The organism is Streptomyces sp. NPDC029159, assembly GCF_055564055.1.
In genome coordinates this window covers 143687-163201 of record NZ_JBVHWT010000013.1, presented here as the reverse complement: position 1 = coordinate 163201, position 19515 = coordinate 143687, and the positions used below count along the sequence as shown (strand labels likewise).

Sequence of the window (19515 nt, the reverse complement as noted above, 5' to 3'; positions counted from 1 at the left end):
GGCGTGCCGGGCAAACCCCTGCAGGTCAGCCGTGGTAGCGCGCCACCACCTTGGTGTAGTCGTACGGTGCCTGCTTGACCCCGCTGCACGAGTCCGCGTCGGCGCCGCGGGTGCAGGAGCGGTCGCGGTTGACCGACCAGAAGGTGAACCGTGCGAGGTGGTGCCGCTGGGCGTAGCGGAGCATCGTACGGAAGTTGCGGACGCTGATGCGCTGCCCCTTCATGTCCGTCTTGCCGTTCATCGTCGAGATGCCGATGTGGCGGTAGGCGGCGTCGGACTTCATGCCGTACGCGGCGGCGACGGCGTTCTTCAGGCCGTCGGCGGACTTCATGGTGGTGGTGCCCATGGTGTGGGGCGTGGCGAAGTTGAAGGCCATGATGTTCCATCCGGTCACCGGGAGGCGCGCCGCCCCGGCCCGCTTGATGAGGTCGCGGATGGTGTGGACGGGCCCGTCGGACCTGCCGCTGAAGGTGATGTAGATCTTCAGGGAGGGGTTGGTCGCCTTGACCTTCTTCAGCGCGTCGACGATGCGCTGGCGGACGACGGGGTTGTCGTCCTCCGTGTGCTCGATGTTGATGTCGATCGCCTTGAGCCGGTAGGCGCTGATCACCTTCTGGTAGGCGCGGGCCAGTGCGGTGGGCGTGGTGCAGGAGATGCCGAGCTTGTTACCGCTCCACCCGCCGAAGGAGGCGACGACATCGCCGCCCGCCGCGCGGATGTTCTTGACGGCCTTCTCCTCCGCCCCTCCCCGCAGCGGGCGGGAGCCGTCCCACTTCGGGTTGCATGTCCCGCCGGAGGTGATGAACGACAGGGTGAACTGCTTGATACCCGTGGCCTTCATGACACCGACGGGGTTCTGCGGGTGCCCCCAACCGAGGTACAGGTAGGGCGCGTTGATGCCGACGGGGAGTGTGGCGGCCTGAGCTGCCGGGGCGGCAACTGTGGACGAGGCACACAGCGCGCCCGCCGCGGTGAACGCGACCAGCGCTCGTCGCATCAGGAATCGACTCATGAACGGACCTTTCCAAAGGACTTGGGACGCCCTGAATGTACTCAGCGATGCGGGCGATCACGGAGCGGGACGGGAAAGTTAGGGGTAGGCGGCGGGCCGGCCACTCGGTGGTGTGCTGAGCCGGTTCTGTTCAGCTGTCGCTGATTCCCAGCCCGGCGCCGTACTGCTTCCGGCGTCAGCTGATCCATGCGCCGTTCGGCCGCCGGCGGCGCCGGGGCCGATGCGGCGACGCACTCGAACGGATCCGACCCTCCCGGTTCCGGTTGCGGCGAAGCGGAAAACCCTTCGGGAAGGAAGCGCGAGGCGCTGGCACACGACCTCCGCACGCGGTGACCTGAAAGGTCCTTGACCCGTCAACTCCCCCTGAAAGACACTTCGTTGAGCACTTTCGCATCAGGAGTCACAGGTCCGGATCACACGCCTCGGGCCTGGTCCCGTGCAGGTCGGGCCACGGATCACGGGTCGCCTTCGCACCGGATGCAGACGGGGGAACTTGATGGGTAGTGGGGGGATGTACGACCACGGTCGACGCGGGGCGCGGTCGTGGACTCTTCCGCACCCGCCGCCCCTCCCCCTTCTTCCCGCCGCCCGCCCGGCTCGATTTCTTGGTGTCCTCACACTCGGTGCCTGAAGGGATTGGAGGGGGAATGCCGACACATACGACCTATCCCGGCGTCTATGTCGAAGAGCTTCCCAGCAGCATCCGCAGCATCACCACCGTGACGACGTCCGTGACCGCCTTCGTCGGCCACACCCGGCGCGGGCCGCTCAACCAGCCGGTCCGGATCACCAGCTTCGCCGATTTCGAGCGCCGCTTCGGCGGCCTGACCTCCCGCAGCCCGGTCTCCCACGCCGTCCACCAGTTCTTCGGCAACGGCGGCGCCATCGCGGTGATCGTCCGGGTCGCCAAGGCCGGCAGCGGTGAGGAGGCCCACGTCACCCTGGAGTCCACCGAGGGCCGCAGCCAGTGCCCGGTCCTGGAGGTGCACGCCAAGGAGCCCGGCGTCTGGGGCGACGGCCTGCGGGTGGCGGTGGACCACGACACGCCCGCCCATCGCCCGGCAGGAGGCGCTTCGCGCCACCCCTCGGAGCCGGACGAGACCTTCAACCTCCAGGTCTTCGACGCGCACGGCGTGGCCCGGGAGTCCTTCACCGGCCTGTCCATGGACCCCGGCAGCGGCCGGTTCGTGGAGACGGCCGTCAACTCCGGCTCGGCGCTGATCCGGGTGACCGCGGTGGGCGAGGGGCGCCCGGACCCGTCCGGCACCGTCTCCAAACCGTTCCACCACCACCTCCCCGATCTCGACGTCGAGTTGACGGTGAAGATCGGCGAGGTGGAGCGGGAGTTCACGCTCTACGACGCGGAGTGCGACGGCGAACCGCCGTGCGACGTCACCGAGCTGGCGCTGCTGCTGGAGCACAAGCTGCGGTCGCTGCCGGACGCCCCGGGCAAGCACACCTTCGCCGGCACCCGGGTGATCGCCTTCGGCCGCCGTCTCCAGGTCGTGGCCGGCTCCACCGACCCCTGCGACGTGGTCCGCTTCGTCGGCGAGTGCGCCAACGACCTCGGTCTGGAGGCATCGGTCAATCCGCCGGTCTTCGCGCTGTGCGGCGGTGCGGACGGCGATCCGCCGGGACCGCGCGACCTGATCGGCAGCGAGGCGCGCAAGAGCGGCCTCCAGGCACTGCGCGATCTGCCCGACGTCAATCTGCTCGCGCTGCCCGAGCTGGCGTCGTACGAGTCCACCGACGACATGCTCACGGTGATCTCGGCGGCCCAGCGCCTGTGCCAGGAGCGGCGGATGTTCCTGCTGGTCGACGCGCCCGCCACCTGGGGCAGCGTGGACGCCGCCCGGGCCGGGATCGGCGCGTTCGACGCGGTGCGCGGCAACCACGCCGCCCTGTACTTCCCGCATCTCCAGCTCACCGACCCGCTCACCGGCCGGCTGCGCTCCTTCCCGCCGTCCGGTGCGCTGGCCGGTGTGATCGCCCGTACCGACGGCGAGCGCGGGGTGTGGAAGGCCCCGGCGGGCACCGAGGCGCGGCTGGCCGGTGTGCACGGGCTGACCGTCAAGCTCACCGACCGCGAGAACGGCCTGCTCAACCCGCTCGGCATCAACTGCCTGCGGACCTTCCCGATGGTCGGCCCGCTGGTGTGGGGCGCCCGCACCCTGGAGGGCTCGGACGCCCTGGACAGCGAGTGGAAGTACGTCCCGGTGCGGCGGCTGGCCCTGCACGTCGAGGAGAGTCTGCTGCGCGGTCTGCAGTGGGTGGTCTTCGAGCCCAACAACGAGCAGCTGTGGCAGCAGATCCGGCTCAACGCCTCGGCGTATCTGCACTCCCTCTTCGAGAAGGGCGCCTTCAAGGGCGGCACCCCGCGGCAGGCGTACTTCGTCAAGTGCGACAAGGACACCACCACCGAGGCGGACATCGAGAACGGGATCGTGAACGTCGTGGTCGGCATCGCGCCCGTCAAACCGGCGGAGTTCGTGATCGTCAAGATCCAGCAGCTGGCCGGCCAGTTCGACCTGTAGGGCGCGGGGCACCGGGTCCGGCCGGCGGGCCGGACCCCGTGCGCCCCACGACGCCGATCTGAAGGAATCCGACGTGAAGGAATCCGATGGCTGAGTTCAAGATCAACGCCCATCGCTTCGACCCGTACAAGAACTTCAAGTTCCTGGTGCTGTGGGACGGTCGTACGGTCGCGGGGGTCAGCAAGATCAGTCCGCTCAAGCGCACCACCGAGGTCGTCAAGCACCGCAACGGCGGCGACCCCAGCTCCCCGCGGAAGTCCCCGGGCCGCTCGGAGTTCGAGGGCATCACCCTGGAACGCGGGGTCACCCACGATCCGGAGTTCGACCGCTGGGCCAACAAGGTCTGGCAGGTCGGCGCGGGCCTGGGCTCGGAGGTGTCGCTCGCCGACTTCCGCAAGGACATCGTCATCCAGGTCCTCAACGAGGCCGGCCAGGTCGCCGTCTCGCACAAGATCTACCGCTCCTGGCCGAGCGAGTACCAGGTCCTGGGCGAGATGGACGCCAATGCCAACGCGGTGGCCATCCAGAGCCTGAAGCTGGAATGCGAGGGCTGGGAGCGCGACTACGAGGTCCCCGAGCCGCAGGAGCCCTCGTTCACCCACCCGGCCTGAGCGGGAAGCGACGAATGGGGGCGAGGTGAGGGATGGCGGTCACCGGGCCGGCGGAACTGCTGGCCACCTGGGAGGCCGGGCTGGCCGAACAGAGCGCCGGGCGGGCCCTGTTGCTGCACCGTGCGGCCCGTCCCGGCGAACCGGCCGACGTCCTGCTGTCGGCGCCGCTCGGGGAGCGGACGGCCGACCTCTTCGCGCTGCGCCGGGCGCTGTTCGGCGACCGGATGGAGGTCACGCTCGACTGCGCGGCGGCCGGGTGCGGCACGGCGCTGGAGTTCGAGCTGGACGCCGGGGAGCTGGCCGCCGCCCGCCCGGGGACGCCGGAGGGCGGGCTGCGGGTGACGGAGGGCGGGTGGACCGTGCGGTTCCGGCTTCCCGGGCCCGCCGACCTGGCCGCCGTGGCCGCCGCCCGTCCGCCGGACGAGCTGCACGCCGGGCGACTGCTCGCGGCCCGCTGCACCCTCACCGCCCACCGGGCCGACCGCCAGGCCACCGCCGAGGACCTCACCCAGCTGCCCGAACCGGTGCTCAAGCGCTTCGCCGAGGCCGCCGAAGAGGCCGACCCCGGGGCGGAGTTGACGCTTCAGGTCGCCTGCGCGGAGTGCGGCGCACCCAGCGCCGCGGAGCTGGACATCGCCGCGTACCTGTGGACCGAACTCGACGCCTGGGCTCGGGACCTGCTTCTGGACGTCCATCTGCTCGCCTCGGCCTACGGCTGGAGCGAGCCCGAGATCCTGGCGCTCAGCCCGCTGCGGCGCCGCTACTACCTGGAGCTGTGCGCGGATGCCTGAGATGCCCGAGCGGACGCCCACCGCGTCCGGCGACTACCTCGGCCGGCTGCTGGCCCGGTACGCCCCCGCGGCACCGGCGCCGCCCGCCGATCCCTTCGGCCCGCCCGGAGGCGCCGAGGGGCCGGACCGGCGGGCACTCGTCCGGCCGCGGCTGCCCGGCCCGTTCGAGCGGGTGGAGGCGGTGCGCGGCCCGGCCGACGGCGACGTGGCCGACGACGGACCGCCATCCCCGCCGCGGTGGCCCGCCCCGGCCCCGTACACCGGGCAACCGCCGCGCACCGAGCACCGGTCGGAGATCCACACCCGGGCCGAACGGGAGACGGTGATCCGCACCGAGACGGCACCGGAAGCCGACCGCGGGCCGACCGACCGGAGGCCGGGCCCCGCCCCTCTCCTCCGCCCCACGGCGACGGCCGCGCCCGCGCCCCGGGCCGCCGCCGGCGAGGGCGTGCGGCCGCGGGGCCGGTCGGGGGCGACGGATACGGAAGGGACGGCGGCGGGCCGGGAGGCGGCGCCGTGGGATGCGGACGGGACCGGCCCGGCACCGTCCGGCGCGCTGCGGCCGCGCGCCGACGCCCCGGTGGCACCCCGCCGCCCCGCACCGTCCCGCAGCGCGGCCGCGGCCGGCCGACGTGGCGCGCGCGGCCCCGCCGAGCGGGTGGTGCACGTCCAGATCGGCCGGCTGGAGGTCGGCGCCGTAGGCACCGAACGCCCCGCGGCGGGCGGCCGCCCGGCACGGCCGGAGCGGCGCGCGCCCGAGGTGAGCCTCGCGGACTATCTCGCTTCCCAGCAACGGACTTCAGGGGGACGGTCCCATTGAGCAACGCACTCGCCCTCGCGACGGTCACCCAGGCCCTTGCGCTGCTGATCGAGCACAACCTGCACCCCGAGATCGACATGGCCGTCTCGGTGGAGACCCGTAAACCGCCGTCCGACCCGCCGACCGACCCGACGATCACCGTCTTCCTCTACCAGGTCTCCCACAACCCCTCGATGCGCAACAGCGACCTGGTCACCCGCGCCTCCGACGGCACCCTGCTCAAGCGCCCCGCCGCGGCGATCGATCTGCACTTCCTGATCAGCGCGTACGGGGAGGAGCAGGAGCTGGTCGGCCAGCGGCTGATCGGGAGCGTGGTGCGGACGCTGCACGAAATCCCGGTGCTGCCACGGGAGTTGATCGAGGAGGCGGCCGAACGCCCCTATCTGGTCGGGAGCGATCTGGCCGAGTCGCCGCAGAAGGTCCGTTTCACGCCGACCCAGATGGACGTCGACGAGACCTCCAAGCTCTGGGGGATGTTCAACAACACGCCGTACTCCCTGTCGGTGGCCTACCAGGCGTCGTTGGTGCTGCTGGACGGCCATCAGAAGCCGGCACCGGCCCGTCCGGTGCGGCGGCCGGAGGTGACGGTGGTGCCGGAGGTGCCTCCGGAGGCGCCGCTGGCGGACGCACCGCCTGGGCCGGCGGCGGATGCGGGGGCCGCGCAGGGCGCCTCCGGGGCGGCGGGGTCCGGGCCGGACGCGTCCGACCTGCCCGGGGGCGCTGCGGACACCGGTACGGCCCCCGCCGAGAAGACCGCGAGGAAGGCCGCGAAGAAGACGACCGGCCGGCGGGCCGCACCACGTAAGTTGGCTGCGGGGCGGGAGAGTTCGAGCGGCGGGCGGTCGGGGGGCCGTCCCCGCGGCCGGACCCGCAACGCTTCCGGCGGTGAGCCGGGGGCAACGGACCGCGCCACCGACGCCGACGACACGAGCCGTACCGACGACGGCGGGGAGAGCTGAGGCGCGGTGCGGGGGACGGGGGCGGAGAACGACATGGCGGGCAGCGGCGGTACGGGCCTCGAGGCGGCGGACGACGAGGCGGAGGGCGCGGCGCTGTCCGCCGCCGTCCGGGCCGTGCTCGCCCGCCTGGACGCACATGCCGCGCGCACCCGCAGAAGCGGGAACGGCGACGGCGCAGGGGACGAGGCCGCGGACGGGGACGGCCCGCGCAGCGGCATCGATCACCCGCCCGTCCCCTCCCCCCGGGCCCTGGACGACCTCACCGCCTGCTTCGGGCTGACCGCCTTCGAGCGGGAGGTCGTCCTGCTCGCCGCGGCCGTCGAGCTGGACCCGACCACCGGTGCCCGCTGCGCAGCCGCCTGCGGTGATCCGGAGCGCGCGCACCCCACCTTCTCGCTCGCCCTGGCGGCGCTCGACGCACCCCATTGGAGTGCCCTGACCCCGGTCGCCCCGTTGCGCCGCTGGCGGCTGGTCGAGCTGGCGGACGAGACCCGGCTGACCACCAGCCGGCTGCGCCTGGACGAACGCATCCTGCACTTCCTCGCCGGCGCCCCGTACCTGGACGCCCGGCTCCACGGCCAACTGCGCCGCACCGTCCCGCCGCAGACCCTGCCGCCCGCGTACGAGACGGCGGCCGGCCGGGTGGCGGCGGGCTGGACGGGCGCGGGGCCGGACGCCCCGCTCCGCGTCGAACTGGTCGGCGGCGAGCTGCGCAGCCGTGCCGACATCGCGGCGGCCGCGGCGCGCCACAGCGGGCTCGGCCTGTACGCGATGGCTGCCGAGGACATCCCGACCGACCCCGCCGAACGGGACCGGCTCTCCCGGCTCTGGCAGCGGGAGGCGATCCTGCTGCCGGCCGCGCTGCTGGTCGAGGTCGGTGAGCTGGACCGCGAGCAGCACGCGGCGGCGGACGCCTTCATCGCGGGCGCCGCCGTCCCGCTGGTCGTCTCCGGTCAGGAACCGCGGCAGACCGGCCAGCCGCGCGGCGCACGCGTCACCGTCCCCAAACTCTCCGACGAGGAGCAACTGGACCTGTGGGCGGACGCGTTCACCGACATCCCCGAGATCACCGAGCGGCATCTCACCGCCCTCGTCGCCCAGTTCCAGCTGCCGCCGCACGTCGTCCGTTCCGCCGCCGCCTCCGTACGGCGCGACCTGCCGGTGTCCGACGGACCCGACGCCGCCGCACTCGCCTGGCAGGCCGGCCTCACCGAGGCCCGGATGGGGCTGGACGAGCTGGGGCGCCGCATCGAGCCGCGGGCCGGCTGGGACGACCTGGTCCTCGCCGACCGGCAGTCGCGCATCCTCCAGGAGATCGTCGCGCATGTGCGCCGGCGCGCCACCGTCTACCAGGACTGGGGCTTCGCGAAGGCGCTGCGCAACGGCCTCGGCGTCACCGCCCTCTTCGCCGGCGGATCCGGCACCGGCAAGACGCTGGCCGCCGAGGTGATGGCCAAGGAACTGGGCCTGGACCTCTTCCTCATCGACCTCTCCCAGGTCGTCAGCAAGTACATCGGCGAGACCGAGAAGAACCTCAGCCGGGTCTTCGACGCCGCGGAGCGCGGCGGGGCGCTGCTCCTCTTCGACGAGGCGGACGCGCTGTTCGGCAAGCGCAGCGAGGTCAAGGACAGCCACGACCGCTACGCCAACCTGGAGGTCAGCTATCTGCTGATGCGCATGGAGGCGTACCGCGGCCTGGCCGTCCTCACCACCAACATGAAGAAGGCCCTGGACTCGGCCTTCCTGCGCCGCATCCGCTTCGTCGTCGACTTCCCCTTCCCCACCGAACGGGAGCGGGCCGAGATCTGGCGCCGGGTGCTGCCCGCGCAGGCACCGACCAAGGGCATCGAGCCGGCCCTGCTCGCCCAGCTCACCGTCGCCGGCGGCTCGATCCGCAACATCGCGCTCTCCGGCGCCTTCCTCGCCGCGGAGGAGGGCGACCGCCTCCAGATGCGGCACATGCTGGCCGCGGCCCGCACCGAGTACCTGAAGCTGGAACGCTCTCTGACACCGTCGGAGGTCCACGGATGGGTCTGACACACGAGGTCGGCCACGAGTCGGTACGGGCCTCGGCCGCGCGCCCGGCGGCACCGGCACCCGACATCCCACAGACGCCCTCCCCCACCGGAACGTTCCGCATCGACATCGGCGAACTGGTCCTGGACGGCTTCGTCGCCCGCACCGTCGACCCGGACCGGGTGTCGGCCGCGTTCCAGGCCGAGTTGACCCGCCTGGTGCGGGAGCGCGGCGTCCCGCTGGCCGCGGACGCCGACGGCGCGGGTGTCACGCTCGACGGGCTGGGCGGCCTGCCGCCACTGCCGGCCACCACCCACCCCGTACGGCTGGGCGAGGCGCTGGCCCGCGCGGTGCACGCAGGCCTGGCGGGACGGGGGGAGGCGCGATGAGCAACGCGACCCGGCCCGCGGACCGGAATGCCCGGTCCGCCCGCGACGAACAGCGCCGCAAGCGCAAGGAGCGCTCCGCCAAGTCCGCCGCGCCCGAGCCGAAGAACATCGTCAGCGGCGCCGGGCAACCCCTCGACCTGAGCGTCCGCCGCGAGCTGGAGGAACAGCTCGGCCACGACTTCAGCCAGGTCCGCCTGCACACCGGCCGCGACGCGGGGCAGCTCGCCGAGTTGATGGGCGCCGACGCGTTCGCCGTCGGCCAGGACGTCTTCTTCCGCGAGGGCACCTACCGCCCGGGCACCGCCGACGGCCGGCGCCTCCTCGCCCACGAGCTCCTGCACACCGTCCAGAACCCGCACGGCCTGGGCGCCCTGCGGGCCGGCCGCGACCTGGGCGCGGTCAGCCTCCCGCAGGAGGCGGTCGAACGGGAGGCGGAGTCCGCGGCCCAGGAGTCCGTCCGCGCCGCGATGCTCGGCGCCACCCGCGAGGACGACCCCACCCCCCAGATCGAGCCCGGCCACGCCACTCCCGGCTGGCTCCGCTACGCCACCGTCGACGCCGACCGCCGCCGCCAGGAACTCGTCGACCCGGCAACCCTGGTGGACCGGCTGGCGGGCGGGGTGCTGCGGTCGTTGCGGGGGGATCCGGAGGACCGGTCGGGGCGGGTGCGCCTCGAACTCGCGCGGCTGGCGCCGGAGTTGCAGGAATCCGTACTGGACCGGCTGGAGGTGCGGCTGCTCAGCTCCGACTTCGACCGGCTGCTGGACCTGGTGGCGGAGTCCGAGGTGCTGCCGGTCGGTTTCCAGCCGTCGCTGACGCCCGAGCCGGTGCCCGACGCCGTCGATCAGGTGCACGACGAGCGGGCGGCCCAGGAGCAGCACGCCGAGGGCGTCGCGCGCGGGGAGAAGCAGCGGGCCGAGGACGCGCGCGGGGAGAAGAAGGACGCCAAGGGGCAGGCGGAGGCGCAGGGCGAGGAGGAGAGCCGGGCGCAGCGCGACGCGGCGGCGGAGCGGCAGGAGGCCGGTGACCGCACGGCGCACGAGGACGAACGCGCCGCCGAGGGCGCGGACGCCGAGCAGGAGCAGCAGCAGGCCGAGGAGGAGCAGGGGCAGGAGCGTCAGGAGGCCGACCAGGCCGACGCCGCCAAGGCCGACCGGGCCCAGGACGGCACCGAGCGCACCAAGGAGGAGCGCAAGGCGCAGCGGGAGCGCGAGGAGGCCGACCCGCAGCAGGCGAACCGGCCCGGCGCCGACAAGCGCCGCCGCAACGACGACGCGAAGAAGCCCGCGGACGGCTCGAAACAGGAGGAGCTGGAGAAGAAGAAGCGGGAGCAGCCCGGACCGGTCCGTCCGGAGAAGGTCGACGAACGGGCCGACCAGCGGGACAGCGCGCTGTCCGAGCACGGGTTGAACGCGCAGGACGAGGAGGACGGCCCGCCGCGCGAGGAGGAGCAGCCGATCGGGCTGGAGGCGGGCGCCGAGAAGGACATCGGCGTGGGCGGGGACACCGAGGCCGCGGCCAAGGGCGACGCGGGCCCGGGTGAGGCGGCGCTGCAGCCGGAGGACTTCCTCCCGGGCGCCGACCTGGACGTCTCGTCCGTACCGACCGCCGAGCACCCCGATGCCGCGCTGCCGACGTTCCCCGCTCCCCCGCCCACCAAGGCCGAGCAGGTCCAGCAGGAGCGCGAGAACGCGGCGGACGACGAGGAGCACGAGGACGAGCCGGAGGCGGAGACCAAGCCGCCGGGTGCGGAGCTGGGGCCGGTCGAGGGCGAGGCGCCGCAGCCGGAGCACGGGCCGGCCGCCGAGGCCGGGGACCGTACCGAGAAGGACCTCCAGCCGTCGATGCCGGTCGAGCAGGAGGTCGGTCCGGATCCGGAGGCCGAGGACCGGCAGGCCCAGGAGCCGGAGGCCGAGCAGAAACACGATCCGGAACAGGCCCAGGACAAGGACGAGGACGGCACCCGCCGGGCCAAGCAGGACGCCGACGACAAGGACGCGGACCGCGACGCGGAGGGCGGCACCGGCGAGGAGGCGCCGGACGCCAAGGAGGCCCAGGACGAGCAGACGGAGAAGAAGGAACGGGACGCCCAGGAGGAGAAGCGCCAGGCGCAGGGACAGCCGGAGGGCGCGGCGGCCGGTAAGCCGGCCGGGGTGCCGTCGGGCGGCGGGGCGGGCGCGGGCGAGGATTCCGCCGCGGCGTCGGGCTCCTCCGCGGCCCCGCCGGCCGGTGCGCACACCGACCGCACCCCGGCCGAGGACCGGCGTCCCTCCCCCGCCGCGCGCCGGGGTGCCGAGCCCGTGCGGGCCGAGCGGGACGCACCGGAAGCGAAGAGCGCGGTGCCGAAGGAGTCCGGGCCGGGTGCGGCGCCCGGCGGGGCGGTGGGCGGTTCCGAGCCGGGCAACGCGCCGTCGGCCGCCGCCGGTCCCGGAGGGGCGCCCTCCGTCGCCCAGGCCGCGGTCGGTCCGGCGGCCCAGCAGGCCGACAGTCCGGGGAAGATGGGCGCTCCGGCGCCCGAGGGGGCGAAGGCGCAGCCGGACGCCTCGTTGGAGAAGGGCGGCGGCGGGTGCGCCCCGCCGGCCCCGGCCGCCGAGAAGGACGAGGGCGGCGGCGCCGGCTGTGGCGGGGGCGGCGGCCAGAAGGCCGTCGAGGAGAAGAAGGAGAAGCCGCCGGACGTCTCGGCACAGGATCCCCGGTCGGCGCTGAACACCGTCGGTCAGCTCGCGCCCGACCAGGCGCAGGAGGCGCTGCCGGGGTTGGACGGCGCGGCGGACAAGAAGGTCGGTGACGAACAGCGGCGGCTCGTCGCCGATCCGCCCAAGCGCGAACGCCCGTCGGGGGCGCCGCAGACCCTGCACGGGAAGCCGGAAGAGGAGGCTCCGGAGACCCCGGTGACGGGGCAGCTGGAGAAGGTCGGCCCGGAGAGCCAGGGCGAGAAGCAGCGGGCCAAGGGCAGTGAGAAGGCCCAGGGAGCGAAGCCGACCGACAACGTCCCGACGCCGCAGGTGCCGCCCTCGAAGGACGGCAAGCTGACGGAGAAGGACGCCCAGAACGTGGCGGCGGCGGCCGACCAGGTCCCCACCAGCGACCCCGAGCTGCACAACAAGACCGTCGGCCCGGCTCCCAAGATCAAGCTGGAGGGGGAGAGCGACCCGCAGCGCACGGACAAGCAGGCGGCGAAGCTCAAGGAGAAGCAGGGCACGATCCAGGACACCGGACGGGCGGACGCGTCCAAGTCGCTGGGCGAGGACAAGATCTACCCCGATGCGCCCAAGGAGGAGCTACGGGGGAAGGCGCAGGGCGGCCGGGCCGGAGGCGGGGGCGGTGGCGGCGCGGTGGCCGGCGGTACGCCGAAGCCGGGCGCCGGGGCGGTGGCCAAACAGGAGCGTGGCGGCGAGATCAAGAGCGCCACCGGCCAGGCCGGCACCCAGGTGGCCGCCAAGGAGAAGGAACAGCAGCAGGGCGAGCAGAAGTCCAAGCAGGAGAAGCAGCAGCAGATCGACAACGAGGTCGCGCGCAACACCGAGCAGCAGACGGCGCAGCGCGGCCAGGTCGCGGATCAGGCCAGGACGGAGCGTCAGAACTGGCGCGACGAGCAGGACAAGAAGATCGGGCAGGCCGACAAGGACACCGACAAGGAGCACAAGGACGGCAACGACAAGATCACCAAGCAGCGCGACACCAAGGACAAGGAGGTGGAGGACCGAAAGAACAACGACAACAAGGACATCGACGGCAAGGCCGATCAGGCGGACAAGGACGCCAAGAAGAAGAAGGAAGAGAAGAAGAAGGGCTCCGACAGCCTCTTCGGCAAGATCGTCCATGCCGTCGCGGACTTCTTCAAGGATCTTCTCGACGCCGTCACGAAGATCTTCGATGAGGCCCGTAAGGCCATCAACGGCATCATCGACACCTTCAAGGACTGGGCGAACAAGGCGATCGACGCGGTCCGCGACTTCGCCGTCAAGGCCATCAACGCGGTGGCGGACGCGCTCATCGCCATCGGCGACGTCCTGCTGGCCGCGTTCCCCGAGCTCCGCGACAAGTTCCGCAAGGCCATCAACGACCTGCGCGACAAGGCCATCGCCACGGTCAACAAGCTCGCCGAGGGCCTCAAGAAGGCCGTCAGCGCCCTCCTCGACGCCCTCGCCGCCGGCCTCAACGCCCTCCTCAAGGTCCTGGAGGCGGGCCTCAAGGCCGCCATCAAGATCTTCCGCGACGCGATCGTCGGCGCCCTCAAGTTCGCCCAGGCGGCGATCCAGGCTCTCGGTCAATTCGCCGCCCTCGTCGCGGACATCGCCCCGGACCCCGGCGGCTGGCTCGCCAAGGCCGGCAGCGCCGCGAAGACCGGCGTCCAGGAACACCTCTGGGGGGCGATCAAGACTGCCGTCAGCCAGTGGTTCAACACCAAGGTCGAGGGCATCCTCGGCCTCGGCAAGGCCGTCATCAACATTCTGATCAAGGGCTGCATGTCCTTGAAGCAGATCGGCAAGATGGCGTGGAACGCGGTGGTCGCCGCCCTTCCCATGATGATCGCCCAGCTCGTCATCGAGAAGGTCGTCTCGATGATCATCCCGGCGGCGGGCGCGATCCTCACCATCGTTCAGGGGCTGATGGCCGCCTGGCAGTCCGTCAGTGCGATCCTCTCCGCCTTCGGCAAGTTCTTCGCCTTCCTCAAGGCGGTGAGGTCCGGCCCGGCAGCCTGCCTCTTCGCGGTGGCCGTCGCCGCCGGCGTCGTCGCCCTGCTGGAACTCATCACCAACCTTCTCCTGGCCCGCCTCGGCCGCGCCGCCAAGGGGGTCGGCAACCGCCTCAAGGGCATCGCCCAGAAGATCATGAAGGGCCTGAAGAAGGCCGGCAAGGGCGCCCGCAAGGCCGCTGGCGGCGCCGTCAACCGCGCCCGCGGCGCCGTCCGCAAGGCCGCCCAGGCCCTCCGCAAACCCACCGGCCCCACCAAGCCGAAGGGCCCCAAGGTCCCGTCCCGCCCCGGCGCCTCCACCGAACACCACCCCACCGCCCACCCCCACTCCAAGGGCCCCGCCACCTCCCCCGACCGCCCCAACAGCCGCACCCCGAACAGGGAACGCGACCGCCGCCGCGAGGAAGACGCCGCCAAACGGGAGCGGGACGCCGAGGATCCGAAGAAGCAGCCGGACCGGAAGAAGCCCACGAATGAGGAACCCGGCAACAAGACACCCAACAAGAGGCACGAGGAGAAGTCTCCGGAGCGCAAGCCGGAGAAGGGGCCCGAAACCCCCAAGAAGAAGAAAGAAACCGAGGCACCCAAGCGCACCAAGCCTCGCAAACCCACATCCGCTCTGGGGCGCGCCCTCAAAAAGGTAAAGGGCAAGGTCAAGTCCGCCCTCAAAAAGGTCCGCAACGCCGGCAAGGCCCTGGGTAAGAAGCTCCGCAAGTCCAAACTCGGCAAGGCCCTCAAGAACGGCGCCAAGAAGGCCCGCGACTTCTTCAAGAGGAAGCGCGACCACCTGCGCCACCACAAGAAGCACCGCGCCGAGCAGAAGAAGCAGAAGAAGAAGGACCAGAAGAAGGAGAACTCCAAGGAGTCCAAGCAGAGCAAGCTCGACAAGATCGTCGCCAAGCTTCACCCGCTACTCGAAAGGGTGGTCCGGCGGGGTATCGCGGGCGCCCCACTCCGCGCACTCCTGGGAGGGTTGAAGACTTGGTACCGCCTCACCTCCCTCAGCAAGCTCTCTGAAGGTAATCGGGACAAAATCACCGCGGTCCTGAATCCCGAACGGGACCCTCTACAGGGCATGGAGGAGGGACGGAGGATAGTTGAGCAGAATCAACCCAGACTGCATGAAATACTCACGAGGGTAGCCGGCAAGGCCCATCAAGATCCACGAGTAGGCCCGCTGGCCGAGCGTGTCAACGCAGCCCAGGACGAACACCAAGCATCGCGCGAAGAAGCCAAGCGACAGGTGCGAAACAAGAAGGGTTCCGCGACCGAGGAGGCGAACGCTGCCAAGTCTGTAGTGCGCCCTGCCGCTGCACCCATTGTCGAGTCCGCAGCAATGCGGACCGGACGCCCGGCAGGCGAAGAGAACATCGACATGGCCTCCCAGTCCCAAGAATCAGCGATCGTGGCCGAACGAGGAAGGCCGAACCCGGGGAACAATATCGTGCGGAGCGGATTGGGCACCGGGCACTACACCGCCAAGCCGGGCAAGAAAGGAGCAGATCCGATGCCCGCCGCGGCCGAAACGCTGGAAGCACTCCAAGGCCGCATGGCAATCAACATGGGGCATACAAACCTCAATGCCACAGAAACTTCCCTGATCACTCGAAGTCGCATACAGCAGGCATATCTACAGCTTCTGCGGCGCAGGATGCCCACGGACGAGTTCTTCCACAGGGACCCGAAGGCCCTTGCCAGCATGGCCTCCATCGCACGACTCATGGGTGTCGTCGAGGGTGGACGACACCACCCTGCATCAGTGGCCAACCTCCTGTCCTGGCGCCTCGCCACGTTCCCAGGAGGGACGTTGCGGGACGTCGTGGTCAACACGAACTACATGTCACCACTGAACGCGGTGTCAGCAGCGCCATTCATGCATGACCCAGAAGGACTCCAAGCAGCTTATGGAAAGAAGAGAGGGACCGGGCTGACCAAACCCGGGGAGAAAATCAACACTACTACCCCGTTGATGAGAGAACGGGAGGCAAATCTCCTGATAAGAGCCTTTGCTCAACTCAAGGCCGACAATTACTACCTCAGCGACGAGCAACTTATCGCGGAATTCGAAAGATGGCTCTTGCGGGACACCGCACATTACCTGGCACCAGGCGGAAGGATAATAACCCCAGGGGCATCCGGGTCCGGTCCGTGACCCCCTGACGAAAAGTACGCATATCAGGTGCGCGACATCACATCGAAGGAAGTTCGTTGACGCAACTCACGAAAATCATCCCCAAGAAGCCGTTCGACCGGGAACGGATGCGCAATCTGGCCGAGCAGCTGAACTGGGTACCGGTAGATCTGGAGCCCTCGAGCAACGCTCAACTCCATGAGGAAGTCTGGGCGCTCGGAGATTACCGCACTGCCATCCACTGGATCGAGGATGACGTATTCCGGGTTCACTACATCGCCATCGAGGGTGAATCCAGCGCGCAAGTCATTTCCGAAATCCGGAATCACGTAGAGGTACACACCTCCGCTTCCCTGGCCGACCTCGCAACCGGCGAGCGGGACACACTTACCGTCATGGACTCACTGCGGATGCTCGCGATGCAGAGCTCCGAAGGTTTCGATCCAGAAATTTTTGCAGTTGTTCGTTGGGCGCTGAACGACCCGGAACCAGTGGTGCGTCGCGTCGCCGTCCTTGCATCCTCCATCATGCCGTGGAAGAAACTCGATCCACTGCTGGAGTATGTCAGCCGGCACGATCCGGATGAGGCTGTCCGCGCCGACGCCCGTGAAGCGCTGACCATCGTCCGCGACAGGTTCCAGGACTCATCCACCACCTAGATCACAGAATTCGCACACGACTCGCCACCTGATGAGCGGCCTACTTCAAGGAGGGGGCTCCATGACCCGCTACCCCGACATCCCCAAACCCATCCGCTCCGGAATCGTCGTCGTCGATCCCGATCTCAACATCCCGCAGCGCATCATCGTGCTGCAGTTCAACCCGGACACCTTGGAGCGGCAGGTGGCGCCGCAGGCGGCCGGTGGGGAAGGGGATGCCGGGGGTGGTGGAGGCGGGAGTGGAGGGGATCGCAACGAAGCGCTCCGCCTCAAAGGGCCGGCCCAGGAGACGTGGAAGTTCACCGCGGAGATCGATGCCACCGATCAGCTCGACGTGGCGGCGCCGGACGGGATTCATCCGGAGCTCGCGGTGTTGGAGATGTTGGTGCAGCCGACGACCGCGCAGCTGCTGGCGGCTTCGAAGTTGACCAAGAAGGGGACGATCGAGATCAGTCCCATCGAGATGCCGTTGACGCTGTTCACGTGGGGGAGCAAGCGGGTGATGCCGGTGCGGCTCACGGAGTTGTCGGTCAATGAGTCGGCGTTTGATGTGGATCTCAATCCGATTCGGGCATCGCTCAGCATCGGATTGAAGGTGTTGACGGTGAGTGATTTGCCGGCCGGGCATCCCGGGGCGGCGTTGTATCTCGCGCATCTGGCGCAGAAGGAGCAGTTGGCGCGGCGGGCGCGGGGCGGAACGTTGGCGCAGTTGGGGCTGGGGAGGGGGATCTGAGACGTGGGCATCGAGCCGTATGAGAGTGCGTTGGACGACGTGCCCGGGGCGCATCCGTATCCGCGGAGCAGTCGGTATGCGGGGATCGGTATCGGGGTGCATGTGATGCCGGATGGGACGGAAGTGCGGTATGCGAAGCGGCGGTTGTTGCCGCCGCTCGCGGAGGTGGATGAGGAGGCCGTACCGCATGTCGTGAGGAGTGGGGAGCGGCCGGATCAGTTGGGGCAGCGGTATTTCGGGGATCCGGGGCAGTGGTGGCGGATTGCGGACGCCAATCCGGTGCTGGAACCGCAGGAGTTGACGTCCGAGCCCGGCGTGGAGATTGCCGTGCCGTTGCCCGGTGGGTTCGGCGGCGGGCTCGGCGGGCCGGGGGGCGGGCATGGCTGAGGGGGACGAGCCGGTCGGGCGGGGGCCCATTCATATCTCGCTGTTCATGGGGCCGAAGCTGGCGCGGCCGGTGCCTCAGGAGGTGGTGGAGGCGCTGTTGTCGGCGCAGATCACCAGTACGGCGGGGGAACGGAGCGGTTTTCAGCTGGCGTTCGACCTGACGAAGAAGGGGGCGCTCGTCGAGCGGTTGCTGCCGGAGGGGTTCTTCGATCCGAAGACCAGGGTGATTCTGACCGTCGCCGTGAAGGGGACGCCGACCGTGCTGCTGGACGGGGTGATCGTGCGGCAGGAGGTGGGGAGCAGTAACCATCCCGGGCAGAGCACGCTGACCCTCACCGGTGAAGACCTGACGCTGTTGATGGATTTGGAGGAGCGGACGGATCGGTATCCGAATCTCGCGCCGTCGCAGCGGGTCGAGCGGATTCTGGGGAAGTACGCCGATTACGGGATCGATGCGCGGATCATTCGGGAGCAGATTCCGCAGCCGCCGCGGGAGCAGATGCGGGTCGATTACCAGACGGGGACGGATCTGCAGTATGTGAACGAGTTGGCGCGGGCGAACGGTTACACGTTCTATCTGGAGCCGGGGCCGGTGCCGGGGCGGTCGACGGCATTCTGGGGGCCGGAGCAGCGACTGGGGCAGCGACAGCATGCGCTGAACGTGAATATGGATGCGAATTCGACCGTGGACCAGTTGACGTTCGCGTATGACGGGACGGCGCGGGAGGAGCCGCAGGCGCGGGTGCAGGATCCGGTGACGCGGCAGGCGCCGTTGCTGGCACAGCCGGATATCAGTCCGCTGCGGCCGCCGTTGGGGCTGCGCGGGTCGCCGGCGCTCAAGCGGAAGACGTTGAGCGGGACGGCGAAGATGGATGAGGGGCTGGCGAAGGCGGAGGCGCTGGGGCGTGCCGCGACCAGCGCGGACGCGATTTCGGGGTCCGGGTCGCTGGATGTGACGCGGCACGGATATGTGCTCCGGCCGCGGGAGTTGGTGGGGGTGCGGGGCGCCGGGGTCACCTATGACGGGGATTACTACGTGAAGACCGTGACGCACAATCTGCGGCTCGGCTCGTACCTCCAGAATTTCACGTTGTCGAGGGAGGGGCTGATCGCCCGCAGTGGCACCGTCCGTCCGTAGCGGATCGCTCGGCCGTAGCGGTTCCGATTCCGTTTCGCCGAAGGCGCACCGGTACACCCGTTTCCCGTGTGACGTGGGGACCGTAAGGAGAGAAGCCACGCATGGCTGCTGCACCGAACAATCGCTTTCTCGGCAAATTCCGGGGCCGGGTGGCGGCGAACGACGACCCGATGGGAGTCGGGCGGTTGAAGGTCCAGGTCCCGGACGTATTGGGCGATGAGGTGTCGACCTGGGCCCTGCCGTGTTTCCCGTTCACGGGGCCGCAGGCGGGGCAGGTGGTGGTGCCGTCGGTCGGGGCCGGGGTGTGGGTGGAGTTCGAGCAGGGTGACCCCAGTTTCCCGGTGTGGGTGGGGTGTTGGTACGGGCGGCGGGAGGAGTTGCCGGAGGACGCACAGAAGGATCCGGCGATTTCTCATCCGGTGGTGATCCAGACGCCCGGGAAGCACAAGATCGTGATGTCGGACGTGCCGACCGAGGGGATTCTGCTGGAGGCGCCGGGCGGCGCGTATGTGCGGATCGACGCCACGGGCGTCCACATCAACAACGGGCACGGGGCATCGATCTCCGTGGTCGGCGAGCAGGTCGAGCTGAACGACGGCCGGTTGACCGTGCCGCGGAAGCGCTGAAGGCGACGGG

14 protein-coding genes are annotated in these 19515 nt (G+C 70.4%); 13 read left to right on the top strand and 1 reads right to left on the bottom strand.

The window, feature by feature from the left end:
* Nucleotides 1–25: 25 nt before the first annotated feature.
* Nucleotides 26–1012 (bottom strand): chitinase, encoded by a 987-nt coding sequence (locus ACZ4U4_RS23870; RefSeq protein ID WP_467877829.1) that lies wholly within the window; start codon nucleotides 1010–1012, stop codon nucleotides 26–28.
* Between the two features lie 647 nt (nucleotides 1013–1659).
* Between ACZ4U4_RS23870 and ACZ4U4_RS23865 the strand changes: the two genes are divergently transcribed.
* From ACZ4U4_RS23865 to ACZ4U4_RS23805, 13 genes are all read left to right on the top strand, one after another.
* A complete protein-coding gene (locus ACZ4U4_RS23865; protein ID WP_467877826.1) occupies nucleotides 1660–3546 on the top strand; it encodes a phage tail sheath family protein in 1887 nt (628 codons plus the stop codon).
* Nucleotides 3547–3632: 86 nt separating this feature from the next.
* Nucleotides 3633–4157, top strand: a complete 525-nt coding sequence (locus ACZ4U4_RS23860; RefSeq protein WP_030279463.1) for a phage tail protein — start codon at nucleotides 3633–3635, stop codon at nucleotides 4155–4157.
* Nucleotides 4158–4189: 32 nt separating this feature from the next.
* Nucleotides 4190–4948 (top strand): hypothetical protein, encoded by a 759-nt coding sequence (locus ACZ4U4_RS23855; protein ID WP_467877823.1) that lies wholly within the window; start codon nucleotides 4190–4192, stop codon nucleotides 4946–4948.
* Nucleotides 4941–5768, top strand: coding sequence for a hypothetical protein (locus ACZ4U4_RS23850; RefSeq protein WP_467877820.1), 828 nt, complete (start codon nucleotides 4941–4943; stop codon nucleotides 5766–5768). The genes ACZ4U4_RS23855 and ACZ4U4_RS23850 overlap by 8 nt, the downstream gene beginning before the upstream one ends.
* Nucleotides 5765–6727, top strand: a complete 963-nt coding sequence (locus tag ACZ4U4_RS23845; RefSeq protein ID WP_467877817.1) for a Pvc16 family protein — start codon at nucleotides 5765–5767, stop codon at nucleotides 6725–6727. Before ACZ4U4_RS23850 ends, ACZ4U4_RS23845 begins: the two co-directional genes overlap by 4 nt.
* A 33-nt stretch (nucleotides 6728–6760) precedes the next feature.
* Entirely contained in the window at nucleotides 6761–8764 is a 2004-nt protein-coding gene (locus ACZ4U4_RS23840; RefSeq protein ID WP_467877814.1) for an ATP-binding protein, read from the top strand.
* Nucleotides 8755–9132, top strand: coding sequence for a hypothetical protein (locus tag ACZ4U4_RS23835; protein ID WP_467877811.1), 378 nt, complete (start codon nucleotides 8755–8757; stop codon nucleotides 9130–9132). The genes ACZ4U4_RS23840 and ACZ4U4_RS23835 overlap by 10 nt, the downstream gene beginning before the upstream one ends.
* Complete coding sequence (locus ACZ4U4_RS23830) at nucleotides 9129–15983, top strand: eCIS core domain-containing protein (protein WP_467877808.1); 6855 nt, start codon at nucleotides 9129–9131, stop codon at nucleotides 15981–15983. Before ACZ4U4_RS23835 ends, ACZ4U4_RS23830 begins: the two co-directional genes overlap by 4 nt.
* A 56-nt stretch (nucleotides 15984–16039) precedes the next feature.
* Complete coding sequence (locus ACZ4U4_RS23825) at nucleotides 16040–16621, top strand: HEAT repeat domain-containing protein (protein ID WP_467877805.1); 582 nt, start codon at nucleotides 16040–16042, stop codon at nucleotides 16619–16621.
* 61 nt (nucleotides 16622–16682) lie between these two features.
* Nucleotides 16683–17354 (top strand): hypothetical protein, encoded by a 672-nt coding sequence (locus ACZ4U4_RS23820; protein WP_467877803.1) that lies wholly within the window; start codon nucleotides 16683–16685, stop codon nucleotides 17352–17354.
* Between the two features lie 3 nt (nucleotides 17355–17357).
* Entirely contained in the window at nucleotides 17358–17741 is a 384-nt protein-coding gene (locus ACZ4U4_RS23815) for a hypothetical protein (protein ID WP_467877801.1), read from the top strand.
* Nucleotides 17734–18879, top strand: a complete 1146-nt coding sequence (locus ACZ4U4_RS23810; protein ID WP_467877799.1) for a hypothetical protein — start codon at nucleotides 17734–17736, stop codon at nucleotides 18877–18879. Before ACZ4U4_RS23815 ends, ACZ4U4_RS23810 begins: the two co-directional genes overlap by 8 nt.
* Nucleotides 18880–18980: 101 nt before the next feature.
* Nucleotides 18981–19505, top strand: coding sequence for a phage baseplate assembly protein V (locus tag ACZ4U4_RS23805; RefSeq protein ID WP_467877797.1), 525 nt, complete (start codon nucleotides 18981–18983; stop codon nucleotides 19503–19505).
* Nucleotides 19506–19515 lie beyond the last annotated feature (10 nt).

Coding starts and splice junctions, on each gene's coding strand:
- ACZ4U4_RS23865 (WP_467877826.1), top strand. CDS start 1,660: ATGCCGACACATACGACCTATCCCGGCGTCTATGTCGAAGAGCTTCCC.
- ACZ4U4_RS23860 (WP_030279463.1), top strand. CDS start 3,633: ATGGCTGAGTTCAAGATCAACGCCCATCGCTTCGACCCGTACAAGAAC.
- ACZ4U4_RS23870 (WP_467877829.1), bottom strand. CDS start 1,012: ATGAGTCGATTCCTGATGCGACGAGCGCTGGTCGCGTTCACCGCGGCG.
- ACZ4U4_RS23850 (WP_467877820.1), top strand. CDS start 4,941: ATGCCTGAGATGCCCGAGCGGACGCCCACCGCGTCCGGCGACTACCTC.
- ACZ4U4_RS23820 (WP_467877803.1), top strand. CDS start 16,683: ATGACCCGCTACCCCGACATCCCCAAACCCATCCGCTCCGGAATCGTC.
- ACZ4U4_RS23855 (WP_467877823.1), top strand. CDS start 4,190: ATGGCGGTCACCGGGCCGGCGGAACTGCTGGCCACCTGGGAGGCCGGG.
- ACZ4U4_RS23840 (WP_467877814.1), top strand. CDS start 6,761: ATGGCGGGCAGCGGCGGTACGGGCCTCGAGGCGGCGGACGACGAGGCG.
- ACZ4U4_RS23830 (WP_467877808.1), top strand. CDS start 9,129: ATGAGCAACGCGACCCGGCCCGCGGACCGGAATGCCCGGTCCGCCCGC.
- ACZ4U4_RS23835 (WP_467877811.1), top strand. CDS start 8,755: ATGGGTCTGACACACGAGGTCGGCCACGAGTCGGTACGGGCCTCGGCC.
- ACZ4U4_RS23810 (WP_467877799.1), top strand. CDS start 17,734: ATGGCTGAGGGGGACGAGCCGGTCGGGCGGGGGCCCATTCATATCTCG.
- ACZ4U4_RS23805 (WP_467877797.1), top strand. CDS start 18,981: ATGGCTGCTGCACCGAACAATCGCTTTCTCGGCAAATTCCGGGGCCGG.